Here is a 19,087-nt window from a genome sequence, read left to right on the forward strand (position 1 = left end):
GTGGTCTATTCCAGCACGGAGAGGCCGCACCACCAATATTCCGCGACCTTGTCCTGATGTACCCGGTGATTGAACGTGAGGTTCAGACCGTAGGGTTCGAAATGGTAGCCGGACGTCTTGTCTTGCGTTTCGAGGGCGCCGAGCCACAACAGCGGCGGATAACCGTCGGTGCGGATCAGGAGGTCCGGCGTTCCGACGAGCGCGGCGCAGGTGTCATAGCCGCCGGCCAGCATGAATTGTGCGGGCAGAAGCTTGGTTTGCGACAGGGCTCCGGAAATCGAATATTCGGAGAGGCAAGGAAAATAGATTCCCACGACGGCAGAGCGGCCCGCTGCTTCGACCAGGGACTCGTGCCGCGATCCGGACGCTATTCCGATTTTGCCGTCCAGGGGGTGGAGTCTATGGTTCTTGAAGGATGCGTTCGGGAGTTTTTCCTGAAACGCAGCCGCGACGGCCGGCAAGTAGATTTTTTCGAGCGCGGCGCCGATATCGGTTTCGATCGTTTTCGGGACGATGAAGGGGATGCCGACTCCGCGCGTGATGTTCTTCGTCGCCGGATCGTTCGCCAGCCTGTCGAAAATCGATTCGGCGCGCGCCTGGAATTGGGCTGCGTCGAGTTCGTCGGCGATGAAATCCCCGAAATGACGCAAGCTGCGGTCCAGGATTGCCGCGTAATCGATTTCAGGCTGCACGATCTGGAAATAGCGCCGCGATTTCCGGTGGGCGCCGACGGATTCGGCCGGAATGCAGCGGCCGAATTCGTCGAAAAGATCGGCGGGAGTATTTTCGGACATGATTTTTTTAATGAGATATCGGGAATGATCGGAACGGCTTCGGTCGCCGCGGGAATCAATCGATCAGGGAGTCGGAATCCGAAAAGCCTTGGCCCCAGGGCACCGGAAGAAGAACGGCATTCTTGGTCTTTTCGGTATGGAGCTTGATGAATTGCGGATCTTCGCCAATCAGGCAATCCGGGCGATGCGGTCCGAGCCACGGGTTGCGCATGCCGCGCGCGAGGATTTCGGAAAGGGGCGTGTCGCGCAGGTTGCCGAGGGAGAGATCGATATAAGGGCAGGGCGTGACTTCCGCGGTCGAGGTGACCGTGATCAGGCCTTTGACCGTGATGCAGCCCTTGAACGATCCGTACGACGGAGTCATGTGCGTGAAGACGTTGTACTTCTTTTCGAACTCGCGCACGATGTCCGCGTCTTCCTTCGTGATGACGAATTCGGGGTGCTCGGTGCAGGAGCCGGTCGGTTTTGCATACGACACGTAAAGCCCGATGCCCTTTTCGGTGCAGAACTCGCACATTTCGCGGAATTCGTCGGTTTTCGCGCGGCCATTGACCAGCACGGTCGACAGGATGAGATTCAAGCCGGCATCGAGGGACGCTTCGATGGCGCGCATCACGCGCTTGTACGAGCCGGGCTTGTTGCGGAAGGCGTCGTGTTGTTCGGCGATGAAGCTGTCGAGCGAAAGCTGGACTTTTTCGACGCCGATCGCCTTCAGATGCTTTGCCCGCTCGTAGTCGAGGAACCAGCCGTTCGTGTCGGTGATCACGTAGTGCTTTTCCGGATCAATGGCCTCGACGACGGCATCGAAATCCTTCATGACGAGCGGCTCGCCGCCGGTGATCACGAAGCGCGCGATGCCGAGCTCGTCGGCTTGGCGGGACAGTTCGCGGATGTCGTCGAGGTCGATCTTCCGGCGCTCGTCCTCGATCTTGAAGACCTTGTGCAGGTGCCGATCCATGTAGTACTCGGCCGAGCAGTGCGTGCACTGGAAGTTGCAGAGATAGCTTTTTTCGAGCCGGATGATGGGACTGATTTCGCCGCGCGCCTCCATTTCGCTGATGCGGGCGAGCTTGGCCGCGACATAAGGCTTGCGCGAGGCGAGGTCGTTTCGCTTCGCGGCTTCGGCGGCGGTCAGGCCGGAATCGGCAATGTGGATGGCGGTCATGGTCGTGTTCTCCGTGATGATCTGACGCGGGGCGGCCAGCTTCGGATGCCCGGCGTTTGTCAGGGTGCTGCTTATCGGCCGTTCTGTGCGGCTGTATCTGTTGTGACGATCGATTGTGCTTTCAGTTGCACTTTCTCCAACCCTGGAATACGGGCGGCAGTGCGGCCTAATTCGGCGTTTTGGCCGCCGTTTCGGCCGCGATCTCGGCGGTGCGCAGGATCGATTCGTCGAGCGATGTCCATAGATCGAGGCTCAGTTCGGTGCGTGCGCGTCGCACTTCCGGCAAATACACATTCCGCGTCACCGGGCCTTCGACCTGCCGCAAGATGCGTACTGGTTTGTGCGGGGCGATCAGATGGCCGATGCGGCGGGCAAGCTCGCCGACCGTGATCGCCTCGTCCGAGCCCACGTTGTAGGCCCGGCCGTTCTGGCCGCGCGTGAGCAGCGTGAGGAGCCACACCATCAGGTCGCCGGTGTACATGTACGAGCGGATCGGCGTACCGTCGCCCGCCACGGTGATCGCGTTGCCGTGGAGCGCATCGCGGATGAAATTGCCGGCCGCATAGTGCAGGTCGAGCGGCAGGTGGGGGCCCAGGAAGGTGAAGCAGCGCGCCGTGGAGAACGACAGGCCGTGCCGATCGGCGAAGGCCGAGCACAGAAATTCCGCGGCCCGTTTCGCATGCCCGACGCTGGCCTCTAGGTTGGTCGGGGCGGGCCCGACGGGATAGTCTTCCGGATAGGCGTCGTATTCGGGCTGCAGCGGTCCGTAGAAGGAGCCGGAACTGAGCATCAACATGCGGCCGACGCGGCGTTCGGCGGCGAATTCGAGGGCGCGCCGGGTGCCGTAGTAGGACGTGTCGAACTTCGTCAGCGGATCTTCGCGCCGATGAAAGGTCGCCGCCGCGGCCGTGGTCGCAGCATGGATCAGATGTGTGAAGTCGCCTGCCGGAAATTCGAAGTCCCGCACGTCGCCGCGGTGAAACGCGATCGCGGGGTGTCGCTCGAGGCCCGGTACTTCGGCGAGAAAGCGTTCCGGTGCGCGGCTGAGCGCGGTGACCCGGAGGTCGAGGCCGAGGCTTTCGTCCGCGCGGGCCAGCATGGGGAGCAGCCATCGGCCGAAGTAGCCGGTTCCTCCGGTGATGAACAGGCGCGCGCCGCGCAGTGCGTCCCAACCGGCGTCGAAGCGGCGCACGACGGCGTCGATTTCCTGATCGAATAGTTGGTGGGTGGTGGTCATGCGTTGCCGGACCCGGCGGCATCCAGCCAAGGCCTGTAGATTTCGTGAACCCGGATCAGGTTGTCCGGGCTGCCCGCGTGCCAAGCCCAGTCGCCATTGCGCGGCGCCTGGGGATCGAAGCGGCGGTGCTCGTCGAGCGGCGACTCGAGACGGCAGGCGTAGAGCAGCGAGATGAAGTGGCCGCGGATGTCGCGATTCTGATTGGTGATTTCATGCAGGCATAGCGGCTTCGGCTCGGCGCTGACGCGTGCGCCGAGCTCGCGGTCGGCAACGGCGGCGATACGGTCGCTGCAAGCTTCCTTGAAGCGGATGATCCCGCCCGGGATGTGCCACCCGGGGCCGTAGAACTGATCGTGGCGCCAGGTGAGCAGCGTGCGACCGGCCTCGTCCCGGATCAGCAGATCGACATTGATCATCGGCGTCAGGCTGCTGACGAACAGGAAGACCTCTTCGGGCAGGCCGCTGCGCGCCGAGCCCGTTGCCGCCTGCAAGGTTGCGATCGCGGCCCGGATGTCGTCGGGCGACACGCGTTCGCGATTCATCGGGCGTCTCCGTCGATCACGATTTCGAGGCGATTGTCGCGCAGCGTGGCGACGCAGAAGCGGCTGCCGTGACGCTCCCGGAGGATGCGCACGACCTCGTCGGAATAGCTTGCCGCCAGCACGATGATGGCGTCGACGCTGTCGGGCCCGTCGTCGGCAAGGCGCTCCGGAGCGACGATGGGCAGGTGGGTGGCCGGCGTAAAGCGGCCCTGCTTGAACGGGGCGGAGTCGAATACGCAGCGGATCCGCGGCGCGATGCCCATCAGGCTGATCAGCGCCAGGGCCTGGTGGCCGGCGCCCCAGATTGCGACCCGGCCCGGGCCGAAACGGTCGAGAAAGGCGTCGAACGACGCCTTCAGCGCTGTCTGGCTCGAAGCGAGCGGCGCGAGGTCGAGCGGGCGGCGTTTCCGCACCGTTGCCGACAAGACGTAGTCGTGCCATTCGGGACGGCAGTCGAGCACCTCGAATCCGTTGTTTTCGAGCAGGCCGGTGAGCGTTTCGCGCGTGAAGTAGTAGAGGTGGTCCGGGATGAACTCGGCGAACAGCCTCTGTTGCACGATCATGTCGAAGTTCGGCACTTCGACGAGGCCGGTCGCGCCATCCGAGAGGTTCGCGGCGATGCCCTGCAGCGTGCGGGGTGCGTCCGGGATGTGCTCGAGGAAGTTCAGGATTGCGAAGCCGTCGAACGGGCCGTCCGCGAGCCGGGTCTCGGGGCCTTCGAGGAAGCCTTCGGCGACGCGCAGGCCGGCTGCGCGGCAGGCGGCGACGGAGTCGCTCTTGTTTTCGATGCCGAAGGCGTCTGCGCCGGCCTCGGCAAGGAGCGCGAGGTATTCACCGCGGCCGCAGCCGACTTCGAGGACTTTCCTGCCGGCGAGCCGATACGTGTCGAGCCAGGTGCCGAACTGGGCGAGCCGGAAGCTGCGCATCTCGGGCGAGATGCCGGCCGCGCGAATCACGTCGCGCCAGTAGGGTACCGGCGCGTTCGTCAGCTGCACCAGCCCGCAGCCTGCGCACTGGCGCAGCACGAGGCTGACGCCGCGGTCTGCGGCCAGGCCGTCCGCGCCCGGCAGGCCCTGGGCCGCGGCCGGCATGTCGTCCTGGACCAGGAGCGGGTTCGGGAACAGCGCGTGGGCGCAGATCCGGCAGGAATCGCTCATCGGTCTCGCTCAGGCGGCTTCGGGAACGCGGGCCGGTCCGGGCGTGAGGCCGAAATGCGCGAAGTAGTGCTGCCAGAAGGGGCTCGTCTCGACGATGCTGCGCGCGGCCTCGCGGCACTCGGCGGCCTTCTCGTGACGTCCGAGGCGCTCGTGACACTCGGCGGCGAAGTGGAACGCGAATGCGTGATCGTTCTTCGCGCGCAGGGCGTTCTGGAAACCCTTCAACGCGCTCTCGTACTCGCCCAGGCGCATGTCGGGGTTATGGATGAAGTTCAGTTCGAGGTTGATCAGGTACATCTGGTCCTGGATGAAGTCGGCGCTGAAGTGCTCGGTCTCGACGACCGCGTTCTTGTAGTCCTTGCCGATGTAGCCGTCCTTCAGGTAGCCCTTGGACTCGCAGATCTCGTGCATCTCGCTGCCGACGAGCGGCGACGCGGCAAGCACGATGAACCAGTTTGCGTTGACCGTCTTGAGGAAGGCACGCGTGTCCTCGATGTCCTGCTTCGTCTCGCCGGGCAGACCGATGAGGATGTTCGCGTTGGTGTAGATCCCCAGTTCGCGGCAGTCGTCGGCGACGCGCTTCGCGATGTGGAGCTTCAGGGGCTTCTTCATGATGTCCTTGAGCACCCGGTCGCTGCCCGACTCGATCGCCAGCACGAGATGGTTGACGCCGGCTCCGCGCAGCGCCTCGAGCATCGGACGCTCGAGCGCATAGAGTGCGAGACCGTTCTGGAAGACCGCGGTCATCTTCATCTCGCCGATCATGTCGACGATCGCGCGCGCGCGTTCCTTGTCGCCCATGAAGTGGTCGTCCTGCACGACGAGCGTGCGGGCGCCGTAGCGGTCGCGCAGCTGCTCGAAGTCGGCCCGCACGCGTTCGAGGCTGTAGTAGCGCATCCTGCGGCCATGGACCTTGTGGGACGCGCAGAAGGTGCACTTGAACGGACAGCCGCGCGAGGTCATCACGTGAAAGTTGTTCGACTTGTCCTCGATCGCGGCATAGGCGGTCATTGCCGGGTTGATGCCGTAGCGCTCAACCTCGCACAGTTCGTAGTCGTAGAACGGCAAGTCGTCGAGGTCGTCGACGAAGTCGTGGGCGAACATCTCGCCGCGCGCAATCTTGGCGTCGGTGACCCAGGACGGGCTGCTCTCGATGTAAGCACGGCGGTCGGCGGCCTGGACGAGGTTCAGCAGCGGTTTTTCCCCCTCGCCGTAACAGAGCGCATCGAAGTCGGGGCAGTTCTTGAGCACGTGCTTGTACATGCTCGACGGCACGCTGCCGCCGGCGATCACGAGTGCGCGCGGGAACAGCGCACGCGCGCAGCGGCCGAGGTCGAGCAGGTTGAAGTACGACGGGCTGAACAGCGACGAGACCCCGACGATGTCGGGATCGAAATCTGCGTGGTGCTCCGCGAGGAATGCGGAGAAGTACTCGGCGAAGGAGGCCGCATCGAAGCGGTCCAACGCGTTGAGCTCGATGTTGAAGTCGATCAGACGGATGTCGACATCGGTCGCCGCCTTGAGATACGCGCTCATCGACAGGATGCCGATCGGCATGTCGGTGGCGAGGTTGCCGTAGAGGCGACCATCGGCCTTGCGGACCTGACGGGTGTTCTCCGCCGGCTGGACATACTTCTCGTACGAGAGATTCGGCGGAACGATGAACAGGATCTTGGTCATGGCTACCTCTGGGGAATTCACTCTGGCGGGTTCACCTGAAACGGAACTTTGTCAGGCTCGTTGCCCGGTTGCACCGGGTCTGACCGCTTCGAGCGATGTTGATAATAACGGCACGATCATCTCGGTCTTGAGGATATCGAGTGGTAACAGCGGGCTCATGTCTTCGAGCGGCATCGACACGATCGAGCCGTCGGCGCGCGGAATCGCGGCGCACTTCGGCGCGAGCGTCTCGTCCGGTATCAGCCGCACGTCGATCAGGCAGGGGCGCGGGAGTTCGAGCGCACGGGCGAGCCCTTCGGCGAGGCCGGCGGCATCGTCGATCAGGAGGTAGGGCAGGCCGTACACCTCGGCGACTTTCGCGAGATCGGGCATCGTCAGCCCGGCTTCCGGGCCGGTGCCGAGGTAGCGCCCCTCGAAGTAGTTGCGCTGCGTGTTGCGGATCGAGCAGTAGCCCGCGTTGTTCATCACCATCAGACAGATCGGCAGGCGCTGGCCGGTGAGCGTCGCGAGTTCCTGCAGGTTGAGCTGCAGGCTGCCGTCGGATTCGACTGCGACCATCGGTTGCGAGTCGTCGCCGAGGCAGGCGCCGATTGCGGCTGGCAGACCGTAGCCCATGGCCCCCAGGCCCGAGGTCAGGAACACGCGTTGGCCTTCGCGGTTGCGGAAGGCCGTGTAGAAGGCTTCGACCGCGAGTCCCGAGCTGCCGGTTCCGACGAGGGTGTTTTCCGGAACGACGTCGGAGAGTGCGTCGGCGAACTGGAAATGGCCGATCGGGCCGCTCGCCGGGAAGGGACGGCCGTCGGACACCGGATAGCGCCGCTTCCAGTCCGCGATGTGCTCGTGCCATTGTGTGCGGTCGGGTGCAGCCGCTTCGTCGGTTGCGGCAGCCAGCGCGTCGATGAAGTCGCCGGCGTCCATCGCGAAGGCCTGCGAGATGTCCATGTCGAGCTTCGCCAGTTCCGCGGCGTCGACGTCCACCACGACCTTGGTCGCTGCCCGAGCGAATCCGCGCGGGTTGTAGGCGGTGATGATGTTGTCGAGGCGGCAGCCGACGGCGATGAGCAGGTCGCAGTTCTGGACGGCGAAATTGGCGCCGCGCAAGGCGACGACGCCGGGCCGGCCCGCATTCAGCGGGTGTGTCCAGGGCAGGATGTCGAGCGCGTTCCACGTCGTGGCCACCGGTACGCCGAGCGATTCGGCGAGGCGGCGCAGGCTCGCTGCCGCGCCCGACAGGCGCACGCCGTGACCGGCGAGGAAGAGGGGGCGCTTCGCGTCGCGCAGCAAGGCGGCGACCGGCTCCAGGTTCGGTGTGGGCGCGGCGGCCGCGGCGGATTCGGCGTGCGGCGGCAGCGTTGCGGGGTCGATCGGTGCGGCTTGGACGTCGAGCGGCACGTCGATCCAGACCGGGCCGGGGCGGCCAGACTTCATCGCGCTCAATGCGGCATCGAGATGTGTACCGATGTCGAGCGGGTCGGTGACGGTGACTGCGTATTTGGTGATCGACTTGACCATCGGGACGATGTCGACTTCCTGCACGCCGCCCTGGCGCAGCGGGCGGCCGTTGAGCCGGTCGGCGCGTTTGACCTGGCCGGAAATCACCAGCATCGGGACGGAGTCGATCCACGCGCCGGCGACCGGCGTGATCACGTTGGTCGCGCCGGGGCCAGTCGTGACGAGTGCCACGCCGAAGCCCGGGTTGTCGGGGTGGCCCGTGCGTCCGTAGGCCTCCGCAGCGATGCCGCAGGCCTGTTCGTGGTGGCACGGTACGGGGGTCAGGCGGTGTTCGCAGGCCAGCGCATCGTTGAGGTGCATGGCGCCGCCGCCGGGCAGGACGAAGACGTGGCGCAGGCCTTCGTCGGCCAGCCGTTGCATGATGAAGTCTGCGACGCGCATCGAGGTCATTGCTTACATCCAGTAGGTGAGCCAGGTCTTGCGTCGCGGGTTCTGCGCGATCGCCGGATCGGTGTAGAAGGAGTCGTCCTTGTAGTGGGTCGACGAGATTTCTTCGAAGACCGCGCCGCCTTCGGTGTGGAACTTGTGGCGTACGCCGCGATTCACGGTGATCACGTCGCCCGCTTTCGCGCGCTGCTGCTCGTTGTCCAGCCAGAGGGTGAGGTCGCCGTGCAGCACGACGAAGGTCTCTTCCTTCTGCTCGTGATACTGCTCGGGATGGGTCTGGCCGGGCAGCATGACGAGCAGCTTCTTGCAGTACTCGCGGTTGACGACGGTGACCATCGTCAGTCCGAACTCGCTGAAGCGCTCCATCCCGTAGTGATGCGAGATCTCGAGGTCGGACTTGCCCGGCACGACGATGTTGCCGGCTTTCAGCAGCGCCTTCACCGCGGTCACCGCCTGCAGCACCTTGCCGCGCAGGTGCTGTTCCTCGACCGCGGCGTGCATCACGGGCCCGCCGGCGGGGATCGCTTCGCGGGCGACGAAGCGTGAATACTTCGACCAGTCGTTGGCCGTCAATTGGCCTTCGCTCGGGGGGAAGGCAATCTCGATCATGCTGTCGTCGATCTCGGCCCCCGCCGGGATAGCGCGCAGCGCGAACACCCCGCGACGCAGGCTGGTCAGGCTCGCGCGTTCGGCGGCCGATGGCACGTAGCGCTCGCTGCTGCCGCAGATCTGCAATGCCCGTCGTGCGGCGGCCAGCCAATCGCGGATCTGGCGCGGGTCTGCGGAATAGGCGTTGGCCGGGTAGCGCTCCGTCGGCAACACGACGTGTTTTTCGAAGACGGTCGCGCCCTTGGCCATCGCGAGCATGACGGCGACCGTGTTGTCGGGCGACTCGTGAGTGGAGTAGCCGATGCGGCAGTCCGGGTAGCGCTCGCGCAGCAGGCCGATCTGGTTCACCTGCAGGGCTTCGTCGGGCGTCGGATATTCCGCGACGCAGTGCATCAGCGTCAGATCCTTGCCCCGGTGCAGGAAGAAGCTCACGACGTTGTCGATTTCCTCGAGCGTGGAGCCGGCCGTCGAGGCGATCACCGGCTTGTCGGCGCGGGCAATACGCTCGAGCAGGGGCCAGTCCGTGAAGGAGCAGCTGGCGATCTTGATCGTGTCGATGCCGTGCGCGTCGATGCGATCGACGGAGCGCTCGTCGAAGGGCGTGCACACCGTCCTGAACCCTTGCGTCTCCATCTCGGCGACGAGCGTGCGGAAGGCTTCGTCCGAGAGGCGCGTCTCTTCGAATCGCTTGATGTACTTGACGTCGTCGCGGCCGCGCATCGAGGCGTGGATGAAGGTGTCGAGATCGCGGTACTGCAGCTTGAAGGCGAAGTCGAAGCAGTCGTCGAAGCCTTCGCAGGCTTCGCGGATCGCGCGGATCGTGCGGACCCCGTGATCGACGTCGCCCATGTGGTTGTTGGCCATCTCGAAGACGAAAAGCGGTTTCATGGCATGTTCTCAGTCAAAGTGAAGGCCGAAGAAGGTTTCGATCTGCGTCGCGGCATAGTCGAGCATTTCCGCCGTCAGGCCGGGCCATACGCCGATCCAGAAGGTGTCGGACATGACGCGGTCGGTGACCGGAAGCTCGCTTGCGACGCGGTAGTTGCGACCGGCGAAATAGGGCTGGCGGGTGAGATTGCCGGCGAACAGCAGGCGCGTGCCGATGCGGTGCTGGTCGAGCCATCCGAGGAGGTCCACCCGGCTCGTGGCCGCTTGCGGCTTGAGCGTGACGGGGAATCCGAACCACGACGGATCGCTCGAGGGGGTGGCTTGGGGAAGGTCCAGGAAATCGGCGCAGCTTTGCAGGCGATCCGTGAGATGGGCGAAATTGCGACGCCGGGCTGCGACGAAGTCGGACAGGCGATCGAGCTGCGCAAGGGCGCAGGCTGCCTGCATGTCCGTGATCTTGAGGTTGTAGCCGAGATTCGAGTACGTGTACTTGTGGTCGTAGCCCGCCGGCAGGCTGCCGAACTGCCAGTCGAAACGCTTGCCGCAGGTGTTGTCGCAACCCGGGGCGCACCAGCAGTCGCGGCCCCAGTCGCGCACGGATTCGGCCACGCGCCGGAGCAGGGCGTCGCTCGTCAGGACGGCGCCGCCTTCGCCCATCGTGATGTGGTGGGCAGGGTAGAACGAGAGCGTGGCGAGGTGTCCGAAGTTGCCGACGTGGCGGCTGCGGTCGTTGTCGGTTCCGCGCCGCCAGAGCGCCGGATCGTCGGGCGTCGGCGTTCGCGGTAACCATACTTCGGCGTTCGCAGGGAGGGTGTAGCCGGCACCGAGCGCGTCGCAGCAATCTTCGATCAGCCACAGGTTGTGGCGCGCGCAAAACGCGGTGACCGCGGCGAGGTCGTAGGGGTTGCCGAGCGTGTGCGCGAGCACGACGGCGCGGGTTCGATTCGAGACCGCGTTTTCGAGAAGGCTCGGATCGACGTTGTAGGTTCGCGGCAGGACGTCGATGAAGACGGGCACTGCGCCGTTCTGCAGGATCGGGTTCACGGTTGTCGGGAAGCCCGCTGCGACCGTGACGATTTCGTCGCCCGCGCGGATCGCGCCATTGCCGAGCATGGGCGAGAACAGCGTCGAAACGGCAACGAGGTTGGCGGAAGAGCCTGAATTGACCGTCAATGCTTGGCAGGCCGTGCCGACGAACGCTGCGAGGCGCTGTTCGAAGCTCGCGTTGAAGCGGCCCGTCGTCAGCCATCCGTCCAGTGCGGCCTCGACCATGGCTTGGGTTTCCGCCTCGCCGATCACCTTGCCCGAGGGCGGAACAGGGGTTTCACCGGGAATGAACGCGCGCGGAGGCGCATTGTGTTCGCAGTAACGGTGGACTGCATCACGAACCGCGTCGCGAGGATCCCTGGTTGAACTCATCGTTGGACTCCGCAAGTGGTCTCGTAGGCGCTTATTTGTTCGAGGGTCAGGGCGCGCGCGTCTTCCCCACCGTTCACGCGCGCGTACCAGTCCGCCGTCAGGTCCAGCGTTTGCGCGAGCGTCCAGCGGGGCGCCCAGCCCAGCTTGAGCATCGCGTGACTGCTGTCCAGCCGCAGGACGGCTGCTTCGTGGGGGTGCTCGCCTTCGTCGCAGCGCCATTGGCCGCCGAGCCGCGTGCAGAGCGCATCGCACAGCGTCGAGACGGGCTGCATGTCGCCGAGGGCCGGCCCGAAATTCCATGCGCCGGCAACGAACCGTTCTCCTGCGAGCAGGCGGGCGCCGAGCATGAGGTAGCCGGCAAGCGGCTCGAGTACGTGCTGCCAGGGGCGGATTGCGTCGGGATTGCGGACGCGGACGGTCTGCCCTGCGCCGATTGCGCGGATGATATCCGGCACGAGCCTGTCCTGCGCCCAGTCTCCGCCGCCGATCACATTGCCCGCACGTGCGGTCGCGAGCAGTGGCGCGTCACCGGACTGGCAATAGCTCGAACGCCAAGCCGCGGCGACGAGTTCGGCGCAGGCTTTGCTGGCGCTGTAGGGGTCATGGCCCCCGAGGCGGTCGCTCTCGCGATAGCCGGAGTCCCATCCCCGGTTTTCATAGCATTTGTCCGTGGTCACCACGACGACCGCGCGCACGGAGGGGCAGTTGCGCGCCGCTTCGAGCACGTGGGCGGTGCCCATCACGTTGGTGGCCAAGGTTTCGACAGGTGCAATGTAGCCACGCCGCACCAGAGGCTGCGCGGCGAGGTGAAATACGATCTCGGGGGCGCTCTCGGTCACCACGCGCCTGACGGCTTCGACGTCGCGAATGTCCGCGAAGTTCGATTCGATCGTTTCGTCGAGCCGCAGCGCGTGGAAAAGGGACGGGGTGGTGTCCGGCGGAAGAGCGAGTCCGGATACCGTCGCCCCCAGTCGTTCGAGCCACAGGGCCAGCCAGGCCCCCTTGAAGCCCGTGTGCCCGGTCAGCAGTACGCGGCGTCCCCCATAGGCGGCATGGGTCATTGCCAGACCTTCCACGGGGCCGTCCCTTCGCTCCACAGCGATTCGAGGTAATTCTTCTCGCGCAGCGTGTCCATCGGTTGCCAGAATCCCGTATGGCGGTAGGCAGCAAGTTCGCCGTCCCGGACCAGCGATTCCATCGGCGCCGACTCCCAGGGCATGTCGTCGTCGGAAATCCGTTCGATCACCTTGGGGGAAAGCACGAAGAAGCCGCCGTTGATCACCGTTCCATCCGTTGCCGGTTTTTCCTTGAATCGCGCGACCTTGTTGTTGCGCAGTTCGAGCGTGCCGAAGCGGCCGGGCGGCGAGACGGCCGTGACTGTCGCGAGGCGCCCTTGCTTGCGATGAAAGGCCTGCAGCGCCGTCAGGTCGACGTCGCCCAGACCGTCGCCGTATGTGAAGAAAAAGGCTTCCTCGCTGTCCAGATACTTGTGCACCCGCGCGAGCCGGCCGCCGGTCTGGGTATTTTCGCCGGTATCGACGAGCGTCACGGACCAGGGCTCGGCATGCTGCTCGTGAACGGCCATCGAGTTCGTCCGCATGTCGAAGGTGACGTCCGAGGTATGGAGGAAGTAGTTCGCGAAGAACTCCTTGACGACGTAGCCGCGATAGCCAAGGCAGATGATGAACTCGGTCACTCCATGGGCGGTGAACATCTTCATGATGTGCCACAGGATCGGGCGCCCGCCGATTTCGACCATCGGCTTGGGCTTGAGGTTTGTTTCCTCCGAGAGGCGGCTGCCCAATCCGCCCGCAAGAATCACCGCCTTCATTCGCTGCCCTCCATTATTGCGGTCGAGCGTATTCTATTCGCAGCGCGCGGGCATTGCGGCCGGGATAAGCGCGGCTTTTTGGAGCCTATTTCGCGTTGTTGCGCATCGGGCCCGCCCCGAGTGCGCGATTAAGCGGGGGAAGGGGTTACCGCGACGACCTTGTTCTTCCCGGTCTGCTTGGCTTGGTACATCGCGTTGTCGGCGCGGCTGATCACGTCATTGAACTGTTCCGCGGGATCCCATTGCGTGACGCCGGCGCTGAAAGTGATGAGGATCTTCTTGTCCTCGGCGAGGAAGAAGTTCCGGGTGAGCTCGCGTTGCAGGCGTACGAGTGCGGCGTGGGCCTGGTCGAGCGAGGTGTCGGGGTAGAGCAGGATGAATTCCTCGCCGCCATGCCGCGCGACGACGTCCTGGGGGCGCAGGTTTTGCCTTACGATCGTCGAGAGGTGGACGAGCGCGTCGTCACCGGTCTGGTGACCAAAGCTGTCGTTGAGGCGCTTGAAGTTGTCCAGATCGAGGAGCGCGATGCTGAGCGGCCGTTCGTAGCGCCGGGCACGCGCCGCTTCTTTCTCGAAGGTCTCCTCGAGCCCGCGGCGATTGAGCACGCCGGTGAGCTGGTCGTGGCGCATCAGGCGCGAGGTCTCGTCGAGCTGGTGCTGCAGTTCGGTGATGCGCGTTTCGGCCTCGCTCGCGCGTTGGCGCGCGGTCTGGAGTTCGTCGCGCGAACGGCGGGCTTCGTCGCGCATCGCGAGCGTCTCGCACATGACTTCACCGAGGATTCCGCTGATTTCGGTGATGTCGTGGGCAGCGGCGATCTGGTCGGCACAGCGCCCCATGCGGTCGTGGTAGCTGCCGGTTGCCTCGGTAAAGCTCGCCAGGTGATCGACGAATCCAGCGAGCATCTCCTTGAGCGAGCGCTGGGCTTCGGACAGGTTGTGCTTGAGCTGGCTCTGCTTGTAGATGACTTCCTTGAGACGCCGTTCGGCGTCGTCGATGAGGCGGACGTTCGTCGGCTTGCCGACCACGTCGCGCAAGACCTCGACCTGGCCGCGAAGCCAGCGGTCGTCGACGACGATCTGGTCAATGTTTTCGAGCAGCAGACGCAGAAGATTGGTCAGCCCCGCATTGACCTCGGCGTTGTCGCCGGCGGCCATTTCCAGACGGTAGGCGAACTTGCGCAATTGGGTGGCGATGGGGCGCAGGTCCTCCGCGCGTTCAGCCGACTTCACCAAATGCACGAACTTGGTGACTTCGCGCGTGAGATCCGGCTGCTCCGCCAGGAACGGCGGCAGCACGGATTCGAGAGTGAGCAGCAGCAGCTCGCGCAGGTTCGACAGTAATTCTCCCGCGTCGCCGGCCGCGATATGCAGGATCTCCGGCGCGACCGGGGACGGCGATCCGTTGCTCACAGGAACGGGGCCGGTGGCCGCCTCCGTGGCTGCAGCCGTTGCCGGCGCCACGTCGACCAGTTCACGCGCGGCGGGCGATTCGGGGTTGGAGGGCGCCTGCATCCATGACCGTACAAGTCCGTACAGCCGCCCATAGAGTGTCGCGGGGTCGTTGGCCGCCAGCACGCGTTCGAGCGATTCCCGCTTGCGCGCCGTGGTCCAGCCGATCTGGCGCAGCTCCCACTGCTTGAGGAGATTGCCGATCAGTTCGTTCCACGCCTGCGGCTGCTCGGTCTTGAGGCTGGCGAGGTATTGCCCCAAGGCTCTTTGCCCGCTTGCGGGGTCGCCCGCGGTCAGCGCCTGATCGAGCTGCCGCGCGAGCCGGGTACGCTCGGCCGTGTCGCGCGGGAGTTGAAGAGCGAGCGAACGAACGAATTTTTCAGGGAACGCCCCTTCGTCCGCTGCGATGCCGGCGACCTCGTTATACAGCCTGCGGAAATTGTCCGGCGTCGGCGGAACGCGCCGCGTGGCGATCAGGCGCAGGACTTCGCGAGCGATCTCCGATGGCTGGGTGGGTGCGGGCATGTATGGCGGAGGTTATAGGTGTCGTTCGCGCGATTATACGGTGCCGCGCGTCGCCATCCCCCTGCCGAATCTGCAATCCTGCCCGGCGTCGTTGCCGGGGACGAGCAGCTTATCGGCTGCTCGGATCGGCGTGCGTTCTCAGGAGCCAGACCGTGAAGATCGTAGCGCAGGCAAGCGTTGTCGCCTCGACGGCTTGCCCCGTTCCGAGCATCAGTCCGGCCATGCCGCCACAACCGAGAAGCAGGCGCGTAATCCATCGTTCCATGTTGGTCTCCGTCAGGTAAGGGCCGGTTGAAAGCCTTGTTGATGATGACTGTAAGTATATACAGTAGTCGGATAAAAGTGCAATGCACGGCGAGGGCCGGTCGGATGTCGATCAGGCGCCGCCGACGCTCTTGCGCAACAGATTGAGGGCGACTTCGGGGAAGGTGTTGGCCTGGGCCAGCATGGCGAGGGATGCGTCCGCGAGGATGCCCGAGCGGAGCTTGTCCGCCGTCTCCTGCGCGTAATCGGCGTCGACGATGCGCCCGCGCGATGCGGACATGTTCTCTCCGTAGACGGTCAGGTTTCCGATCGCGGATTCGAAGCGAGACAGGTGGGCGCCGTATTGCGCGCGGTAATTGCCGACTTTGTCGAGCGCTCCATCGAGTGCGCCGATGGCGGCGACGCTGCTGCCCTGGGTGCCGACGTTCGTTCCCGACAAGCCCAGCGATTGGGTGTCGGCGGGCGTGCGGTCGATGTCGATGAAGCGGGGGACGCCGCCGGGCGATACGTCGGACAGAATGGAGAGCGTCGATCCGGCGCTTCCTGGTGTGCCGACAGGCGACGAGCCGCCGCTCGTGGCGGGCATCTGGTCCCAGCTCGCGGTGGCGGTGAAATTACCGCTGCCGACGACGATCACGACCAAGTCTTCCGTGGCGACGTCGATGCTCAGGCTCTCTCTGAACTTGCTCGGGTCCTCGTTCCGGCCGTTATTGAGGAAGGTGGAAGGCTCGGTTCGGTCGCCGTCGCCTGTATAGCTGATCGTCGTCCCGTTGTAGCCCCTCGACGCGGTGTCGGGGAAGGCGTAGGTGGCCGGCCCCTCCAGTAGGGTGCTGCCGTCGTAGACGGCCGTGGGGAGAAAGCCGTTGGTCGTCGTCAGCACGCCGGACTTTGCCGTCGCAGCGTCGGTGACGCTGATGTTCTGGCTGTTGTGGGTCCAGACATAGTCGGGGAGGGCGCCCGTGATCGGCGTGCCGGCGAGGTGCTTGCCGTTGCGGGTGAACAGTTGGATGTCGTCGTCGAGACCCAGCGAGTTGATTTCGATCGTCACGTTGCTTGCACCGCCGGGAATGTAGCCGAGCGCAGTGACGCCGGAAACGAATGTCGCCGTTGTTCCGCTGCCCCCGAAGACCTGGCCCAGCGTCGGAACGCTGGCGGCGATGGCTGCCGGGACGGTGACGTTCGAGCTTCCCTGCAAGGGCTGATTGCCGAAAATCTGCGTCCCCCCCGCGATGCGATCGATTTCGGCCGCAATCTGCTGGAATTCGGTATCGAGTGCGCCGTGTTCGCCCGACCCGTTGGTGCCGTTGGCCGACTGCACCGCCAGTTCGCGGGCGCGTTGGAGCAGGTCTTGAACGGTGGCGAGTGCGCCGTCGGCAACCTGGGCGAGGCTGATGCCATCGCTGATGCCCTGCCGCAGGCGGGTGCTGCTGCGGATCGCCGTGTTCATCCGTTCGGAGATCGCCAGTCCGGCTGCGTCGTCGCGGGCGCTGTTGATGCGTCGGGCGCTTGAAAGCCGCTCGACCGCCGTCGCAAGGCTGCGGCTGTGCTCGCCGTAGAGACGGCTTGCACGCGTGGCATCGAGGTTGGACTGGATCGAGAGCATCGGATGATTGGCATTACTGACAATTTCATCCATAGCAACTCGGGTGCCATACGGAATAAATGCCGCAGGCATCACCTCGCGCTGCGAAATGACGGCAAATTCCATCTTTTGGACGTGGTTTTTGCAGGCAGCGGCAATTCCTGCCGCATGCCGACGTCAAGAATTGCCGGCAACAGGGCAAAAAAAACGGCGACCCGAAGGTCGCCGTCGTCACGCTTGAGAGGCGTCTTACTTCTTCTTGCGCACCGGCGGAATGTCGGTGCAACTGCCATGCGCGACTTCCGCCGCCATGCCGACGGTCTCGCCGAGAGTCGGGTGCGGGTGGATGGTCTTGCCGATATCCACCGCGTCCGCGCCCATCTCGATCGCGAGGCAGACTTCGCCGATCATGTCGCCGGCCGAGGGGCCGACGATCGCGCCGCCGATCACGCGGTGCGTTTCGGCGTCGAAGATCAGCTTGGTGAAGCCGTAGTCGGCGCCGTTGGCGATCGCGCGGCCGCTGGCGGCCCACGGGAACTTGGCGGTCTCGATCTTGCGGCCTTCCTTCTTCGCATCTTCCTCGGTATAGCCGACCCAGGCCACTTCCGGATGGGTGTAAGCCACGCCCGGGATCACGGTGGCGTCGAAGGCCGACTTCTCGCCGGCGGCGACTTCGGCCGCGACGTGTGCTTCATGCACCGCCTTGTGCGCGAGCATCGGGTTGCCGACGATGTCGCCGATCGCGAAGATGTGCGGCACGTTGGTGCGCATCTGCGCATCGACCGGGATGAAGCCGCGGTCGGTGACGAGGACGCCCGCCTTGTCCGCGGCGATCTTCTTGCCGTTCGGGCTGCGGCCAGCGGCCTGCAGGATCATGTCGTAGCGCTGCGGACCCTGCGGCGCCTTTTCACCTTCGAACGTGACCCACAGGCCGTCGTCCTTCGCCTCGACGGCGACGGTCTTGGTCTTGAGCATCACGTTGTCGAAGCGATGCAGGTTCTGCTTCTCCCATACCTTCACGGCGTCGGCGTCCGGACCCTGCATCAGGCGGTCGAGCATCTCGACGACATCGACCTTGGTGCCGAGCGTCGAATACACGGTCGCCATTTCGAGACCGATGATGCCGCCGCCGATGACGAGCATCTTCTCGGGCACGAAGCGCAGTTCGAGCGCACCGGTCGAGTCGACGATGCGCGGGTCGCGCGGGATGAAGGGCAGGTGCACTGCGGCCGAACCGGCGGCGATGATGCACTGCTTGAACTTGATGACCTTCTTCTCGCCGGTCTTGTCCTGCGCGTCGCCGGAGGTGACTTCGACCTCGACGTGGTTCGGGTCGAGGAAGCTGCCGTAGCCGCGTACGACATCGACCTTGCGGCCCTTGGCCATGCCGGCGAGGCCACCGGTCAGCTTGCCGACGACCTTGTTCTTGTGGGCGCGCAACGCGTCGATATCGACGGTCGGCTTCGCGAAGCTGATGCCGGCGGCCGACATATGCTCGGCCTCGTCCATCACCGCGGCGACGTGCAGCAGCGCCTTCGACGGGATGCAGCCGACGTTCAGGCACACGCCGCCGAGGGTCGCATAGCGCTCGACGATCACGGTCTTGAGACCGAGGTCGGCGGAGCGGAACGCGGCCGAATAGCCGCCGGGGCCGGCGCCGAGCACGAGCATGTCGCACTCGATGTCGGCACCGCCGGCATGGCTGGCAGCGGTCGGAGCTGCAGCCGGAGCAGCGGCCGGTGCCGCCGGGGCGGCAGCCGGAGCCGGAGCAGCCGCCGGTGCCTCAGCCGCCGCGGCGCCTGCAGCCTCGACCTTCAGCAGCACGGTGCCTTCGGCAACCTTGTCGCCGACCTTCACCAGCACTTCGGTGATGACGCCGGCCGCCGACGACGGAACGTCCATCGTCGCCTTGTCGGACTCGAGCGTGCAGATCGCGTCGTCGACCTTGATGGTGTCGCCGGCCTTCACGAACAGCTCGATCACCGGGACGGAATCGAAATCGCCGATGTCCGGAACCTTGACTTCAACTTGGCTCATGGCGCGGCCT

General features: G+C 65.0%; 15 protein-coding genes. All 15 read right to left on the reverse strand.

Annotated features, from left to right (window positions below; translation table 11 throughout):
* Window positions 1–5 precede the first annotated feature (5 nt).
* Window positions 6–794, reverse strand: a complete 789-nt coding sequence (locus tag AZKH_RS07045) for a hypothetical protein (protein WP_015435061.1) — start codon at window positions 792–794, stop codon at window positions 6–8.
* A gap of 55 nt (window positions 795–849) precedes the next feature.
* Complete coding sequence (locus AZKH_RS07050; protein ID WP_015435062.1) at window positions 850–1,959, reverse strand: radical SAM/SPASM domain-containing protein; 1,110 nt, start codon at window positions 1,957–1,959, stop codon at window positions 850–852.
* A 166-nt stretch (window positions 1,960–2,125) separates the two neighbouring features.
* Window positions 2,126–3,196, reverse strand: a complete 1,071-nt coding sequence (locus tag AZKH_RS07055; RefSeq protein ID WP_015435063.1) for an NAD(P)-dependent oxidoreductase — start codon at window positions 3,194–3,196, stop codon at window positions 2,126–2,128.
* Window positions 3,193–3,738, reverse strand: a complete 546-nt coding sequence (locus AZKH_RS07060; protein ID WP_015435064.1) for an NUDIX domain-containing protein — start codon at window positions 3,736–3,738, stop codon at window positions 3,193–3,195. Before AZKH_RS07060 ends, AZKH_RS07055 begins: the two co-directional genes overlap by 4 nt.
* Complete coding sequence (locus AZKH_RS07065; RefSeq protein WP_015435065.1) at window positions 3,735–4,895, reverse strand: class I SAM-dependent methyltransferase; 1,161 nt, start codon at window positions 4,893–4,895, stop codon at window positions 3,735–3,737. Before AZKH_RS07065 ends, AZKH_RS07060 begins: the two co-directional genes overlap by 4 nt.
* Before the next feature lie 9 nt (window positions 4,896–4,904).
* Entirely contained in the window at window positions 4,905–6,575 is a 1,671-nt protein-coding gene (locus AZKH_RS07070; RefSeq protein WP_015435066.1) for a radical SAM protein, read from the reverse strand.
* Window positions 6,576–6,626: 51 nt separating this feature from the next.
* On the reverse strand, window positions 6,627–8,477 hold the full coding sequence (locus AZKH_RS07075) for a thiamine pyrophosphate-binding protein (RefSeq protein WP_015435067.1): 1,851 nt from the start codon (window positions 8,475–8,477) through the stop codon (window positions 6,627–6,629).
* 3 nt (window positions 8,478–8,480) lie between these two features.
* The gene (locus tag AZKH_RS07080) at window positions 8,481–9,971 is read right to left on the reverse strand and encodes an N-acetylneuraminate synthase family protein (RefSeq protein WP_015435068.1); all 1,491 of its coding nucleotides are present in this window, start codon (window positions 9,969–9,971) and stop codon (window positions 8,481–8,483) included.
* A gap of 9 nt (window positions 9,972–9,980) precedes the next feature.
* Window positions 9,981–11,390 (reverse strand): lipopolysaccharide biosynthesis protein RfbH, encoded by a 1,410-nt coding sequence (rfbH, locus tag AZKH_RS07085; RefSeq protein ID WP_041655999.1) that lies wholly within the window; start codon window positions 11,388–11,390, stop codon window positions 9,981–9,983.
* Window positions 11,387–12,451 (reverse strand): CDP-glucose 4,6-dehydratase, encoded by a 1,065-nt coding sequence (gene rfbG / locus AZKH_RS07090; RefSeq protein ID WP_015435070.1) that lies wholly within the window; start codon window positions 12,449–12,451, stop codon window positions 11,387–11,389. Before rfbG ends, rfbH begins: the two co-directional genes overlap by 4 nt.
* Window positions 12,448–13,221, reverse strand: a complete 774-nt coding sequence (gene rfbF, locus AZKH_RS07095) for a glucose-1-phosphate cytidylyltransferase (RefSeq protein ID WP_015435071.1) — start codon at window positions 13,219–13,221, stop codon at window positions 12,448–12,450. The genes rfbG and rfbF overlap by 4 nt, the downstream gene beginning before the upstream one ends.
* 128 nt (window positions 13,222–13,349) lie before the next feature.
* Complete coding sequence (locus AZKH_RS07100; RefSeq protein WP_015435072.1) at window positions 13,350–15,194, reverse strand: diguanylate cyclase; 1,845 nt, start codon at window positions 15,192–15,194, stop codon at window positions 13,350–13,352.
* A gap of 109 nt (window positions 15,195–15,303) precedes the next feature.
* On the reverse strand, window positions 15,304–15,459 hold the full coding sequence (locus AZKH_RS27220) for a hypothetical protein (RefSeq protein WP_156822059.1): 156 nt from the start codon (window positions 15,457–15,459) through the stop codon (window positions 15,304–15,306).
* 111 nt (window positions 15,460–15,570) lie between these two features.
* A complete protein-coding gene (locus AZKH_RS07105; protein WP_172642458.1) occupies window positions 15,571–17,094 on the reverse strand; it encodes a flagellin in 1,524 nt (507 codons plus the stop codon).
* Between the two features lie 195 nt (window positions 17,095–17,289).
* Window positions 17,290–19,077 carry a dihydrolipoyl dehydrogenase gene (lpdA, locus tag AZKH_RS07110; RefSeq protein ID WP_015435074.1) on the reverse strand — a complete coding sequence of 596 codons (1,788 nt, stop codon included), beginning with the start codon at window positions 19,075–19,077 and terminating at the stop codon, window positions 17,290–17,292.
* Between the last annotated feature and the right edge of the window lie 10 nt (window positions 19,078–19,087).

The organism is Azoarcus sp. KH32C (assembly GCF_000349945.1).
In the GTDB taxonomy this organism is placed as follows: domain Bacteria; phylum Pseudomonadota; class Gammaproteobacteria; order Burkholderiales; family Rhodocyclaceae; genus Aromatoleum.